The 694-nt window shown below is 42.8% G+C and carries 2 protein-coding genes; both read left to right on the top strand.

Annotated features, from left to right (window positions below; translation table 11 throughout):
* On the top strand, nt 1-311 hold a 311-nt coding region (locus tag AB4653_RS17630), incomplete at its 5' end, for an IclR family transcriptional regulator C-terminal domain-containing protein (protein WP_372104858.1).
* A 9-nt stretch (nt 312-320) separates the two neighbouring features.
* A partial coding sequence (locus AB4653_RS17625; RefSeq protein WP_372104856.1) for a TIM barrel protein occupies nt 321-694 on the top strand: 374 nt, incomplete at its 3' end.

Genomic DNA, 694 nt, shown 5'->3' with positions numbered 1-694 from the left:
ACAGCGTTCGAGAAACCTATTGGAAACGCAATGTCAGCACAATGAAGCCGTTAACTGAAAACACGATTCTCGACAAGTCTCAATTTTTTGGTGTTCTCGATAAAATTAAGAGCCGTGGTTATGCGCTCGATGATGAAGAGAACGAAGCAGGTATTTCTTGTGTTGCTGTCCCTATTTTTGACAAGAACAATTCTCCTGTATACGCGGTTAGCGTCTCTTCGCTTACGCCAAAAATGAAAGCTCTCGGCTACGAAGAAATTGCTAGCAGAATTCAAGACATAACAACGCGTATAGAACAACAACTCTTTTAAGGAAAAAGAATGTTTGATTCTAAAAACAAATTCAGATTAGGTATTTACGAAAAAGCGATGCCAACCACCCTTACATGGGTAGAGCGTTTGGTTCACGCCAAAGAAGCTGGCTTCGACTTTGTAGAAATTTCAGTCGATGAGACCGACGAGCGACGTGCTCGTTTAGATTGGTCAGACGAAGAGATTTATGAACTTCGCCGCCTATGTGAAAAGCATCAAATGCCATTCCAATCGATGTGTTTGAGCGCGCACCGTAAGTTCCCATTTGGCTCAATGGATGACGGTATCCGCACTGAATCGCTGATCATCATGGAAAAAGCGATTTCATTGGCTTACAAGCTTGGCATTCGCTGTATTCAAATGGCGGGCTACGATGTGTATTA

Origin of the sequence: Vibrio sp. 10N.222.48.A3, from assembly GCF_041475345.1 — a bacterium.
GTDB lineage: Bacteria > Pseudomonadota > Gammaproteobacteria > Enterobacterales > Vibrionaceae > Vibrio > Vibrio tasmaniensis_A.
This window is presented reverse-complemented; position numbering and strand designations above follow the sequence as displayed.